This window comes from Mariniphaga sp. (genome assembly GCF_041687215.1).
Taxonomy (GTDB): domain Bacteria; phylum Bacteroidota; class Bacteroidia; order Bacteroidales; family Prolixibacteraceae; genus Mariniphaga.
Genome location: NZ_JAWLCI010000126.1, coordinates 1 through 2974, shown reverse-complemented (window position 1 = coordinate 2974; position 2974 = coordinate 1). Strand labels below are relative to the sequence as shown.

At 40.2% G+C, this 2974-nt stretch carries 3 protein-coding genes; 1 reads left to right on the top strand and 2 read right to left on the bottom strand.

The genetic code is table 11. From position 1 onward, the window contains the following. Positions 1-90: 90 nt before the first annotated feature. A complete protein-coding gene (gene xerA / locus ACESMA_RS21450; protein ID WP_372950932.1) occupies positions 91-1212 on the bottom strand; it encodes a site-specific tyrosine recombinase/integron integrase in 1122 nt (373 codons plus the stop codon). Between the two features lie 421 nt (positions 1213-1633). Here xerA and ACESMA_RS21445 point away from each other — a divergent pair, with 421 nt between their 5' ends. Continuing rightward, on the top strand, positions 1634-2020 hold the full coding sequence (locus tag ACESMA_RS21445) for an HU family DNA-binding protein (RefSeq protein WP_372950931.1): 387 nt from the start codon (positions 1634-1636) through the stop codon (positions 2018-2020). Between the two features lie 95 nt (positions 2021-2115). On the opposite strand, the gene ACESMA_RS21440 is transcribed toward ACESMA_RS21445, so the two are convergent. Next, positions 2116-2974: sugar phosphate isomerase/epimerase family protein (locus ACESMA_RS21440; RefSeq protein WP_372950930.1), on the bottom strand; the 859-nt coding region annotated here is incomplete at its 5' end.

The window sequence follows — 2974 nt, the reverse complement described above, 5'->3', positions numbered from 1 at the left end:
CAACGTATGTGCAACCCAAGAAGTTGGGTTATATTTCTAATGTCGGGTTGGGATACAATGCCAAAAAGGGTATGTAACCCAACTTTTTTGCTAAAGTAGTTCATCCAGCGGATTTTTAAAGTTCTTAAAGTTATGTTCTGAAACATGTGTATAACGCTGAGTCGTTTTCAAACTCTCATGTCCGAGCCATTCCTGAATAAAACGAATATCCACACCTTGTTCCAACTGATGGGTGGCAAAGCTGTGCCTCAGCATGTGCGGATAAACACGTTTTTTAATTCCGGCTTTGAAAGCCGCACCTTTCAGTAACTTCGAAATACTTTCTGCTCCATATTTTCCTCCTTTCTGTCCTTCAAACAACCAAATTTTTGGTTTGTATTCACTATAATATTGTCGCAATAGTTTTAATAATCCTTCCGATAATTGTACATATCGGTCTTTTTTCCCTTTTGCGCCATTTATTTTTATCATCATCCGTTTCGAATCCACATCAGCTATCTTAATATTTATGGCTTCACTTCTCCGTAATCCACACGAATAAATAACAGAAATTATACTTTTGTGCTTCAGGTTATTCGTGGCGTTTAAAATTTTCCCCACTTCTTCTTTACTCAATATTTCGGGTAACAATTTTTCTTTTCGGGGGCGTTCAATTTCATATACATGTCTTTCTTTCCGCAGCACTTTTTCGTAATAAAATTTGATTGCATTAATTCGCTGATTTTGTTCGCTAATTGTAATGTCCCATTTTCTGATCAAATTTAGAAGGTAATCGTTGATTTCTTTACTTGTAATCTTTTCAAGATTCAACTCGCTGAAATAATAGATAAAATCTTTAAAATAAGCCGAGTATGTTTTTATCGTGTTTTTGCTGTATCGTTTTTGGTGAAGCAATTCCGAATATCCTTTAGGCAATTCAATATTCCAGCGGTGCGAATAGTCACGTTTTTTGGGTTTGGGATTTTCCGGCTCGTTAACAATTTTCAACCCCGAATAATCGATCCACGCCACCGGTTTCATGGTTGTAAAAAATTCACCTAAATTAAAATTGTTTTGGGGAATGTACCAGCTATTCATGTTTGCGCTCCAGCGCGCGTTGGTGCGGGTTTTCAGCTCATTAATCAATTCGCTGTTGTAAGCAAATTCAACTTTAACCACCGGCTGTTCGCGGTGCGTTGCGTTACTGAGCGTTATTTTTGGTGTTTCGTTCAATTGTTGCTTTTTGGTTTTCAGGTTTTAAAAATAGAAAATATTTACATTCGATGGGTAAAAAGGTGTTGCAAAATATAAACCCGCCGGTGCCGGCCAGGCAAATACACAACCGGTTTCCCGGAGAAAAAGAAATCTGCTGTAAAAAAAAGCAAATGTTACGGTACGCAGGTAAAAAAATCCATTTATGTTCCGGCATGTTTTCGCAACCGGTACAACACTTTTCTGTAAATCATCTTCACTGGTATAAAAAATTTTCCATACTTTTGTAATAAATAACATTTATAATATAGTTTTTAATACATGTTAAAGTTTATTTTAATACCTGTAAAACTTATTTATTAGAGCTGTTAAGAATTTTTATGATAAATTTTAAATTTTAAACTTCGCGTCAAAAATAATATTTAAAAACAAAACAAATTGTATGGCAGTAAATTATAAAATTGTAAAAACCGCTACTCCCGGTGTAAAAGGCGGGGGAGCCTACCGGTATTATCCGCGGGTGTGCAGCCGCAGGAAAATGGATCTGATTGAGTTGTCGAAGCGAATTTCGAAAATGTGTACCCTGCACGCAGCCGATGTGAATGCTGTGCTGACCATTCTTACCACTGAACTGCCCGACCTGCTGCTGGACAACTACACCATTCAACTGGGCGAATTCGGTACGTTTTCACTCCATGCCTCGGGTGAACCATCAGATTCGCCGGAAGATGTAAACGAATCGAAAATTACCGGGCTGAAAGTGGCTTTCCGGCCAGGCAAAGCCATTAAGGACGAATTGAAATCCGCCCACTTTGTTAAAGTAGGATAGTCTGTTTTTTGGGATTAACTTTCCCGCCGGCGTATCCCGGTAATTACCGGAATGCAAATCCTTGTCGGCTGCTTTTAAGGTTTTAAAACAGGAAACTATTTTTTTATTTCTTCCAAAACGTTCTTCATTCCTTCCAGATTTTTTTTCAAAATTAGTTCCACATCGGCATCTTCCACATGGCCCAGAATGCCAAACGGTCCGGTATATCCGGCGGCTTTTAATACGGTCAGCATTTCAGCTTCTTTTTCGCCGCTGCCAACGGGCAGAATTTTCGGGCCGCCGGGATTCATGCCGTTCAGGTTCACCGCCCATAGGTGCTGTTGCATCAGTTTTACCAGTTCAGGAAATTCGTTTATCATATCGTGTGCATGGTGAAAGTTGAAAATGATTCCCACCTTGTGACCGTTCAGCGCTTCACAAATTTTCACCAGGTTTTCGGGACGGCCAAACCAGCCGCCGTGGTTGTACAAACCCACCGTACAATTAATTTTCCGGGCTTCGTCGCTTACATTGCCAATCATTATTATCGCCTTTTCCAGCCGCTGTTGTTCGTTTAAATTATCGAAATAATTTTCCGGGAAACTCACCCAGATTTGCGTTTGCAGTCCGGTTTGCTCCAGCGCCTGCAATACTTTTTGGTTATTTGCCGAAAGGTTTCCTGGCGCATCGTTTTTGTCCAGCCACATCCAAACGGCATTTATGTTGATTCCGTTTTCGCGGGCCAAATTAATTTCTTTGGCCATTTCAGGCAGGTGTTCCGCGCGCCAGTCGTAAGCATACGATTTAAATCCCAGGTTTTTCAGCATCTCAATCCGCTGTTCGGGTGTCCGGTTTTGGTTGTCGAACGGTACAATACACCAGGCAAAATAATTGTCCATGTTCATGTTCTGTGCATAAATCAGGGAGGGCAACAGAAGGAGAAGCAGCAAAAAAAAGGAAATGTTTCGTTTCATA

Bases quoted from the DNA above. Each gene is read 5' to 3' on its own strand.
- ACESMA_RS21445 (WP_372950931.1), top strand. From the start codon at position 1,634: ATGGCAGTAAATTATAAAATTGTAAAAACCGCTACTCCCGGTGTAAAA.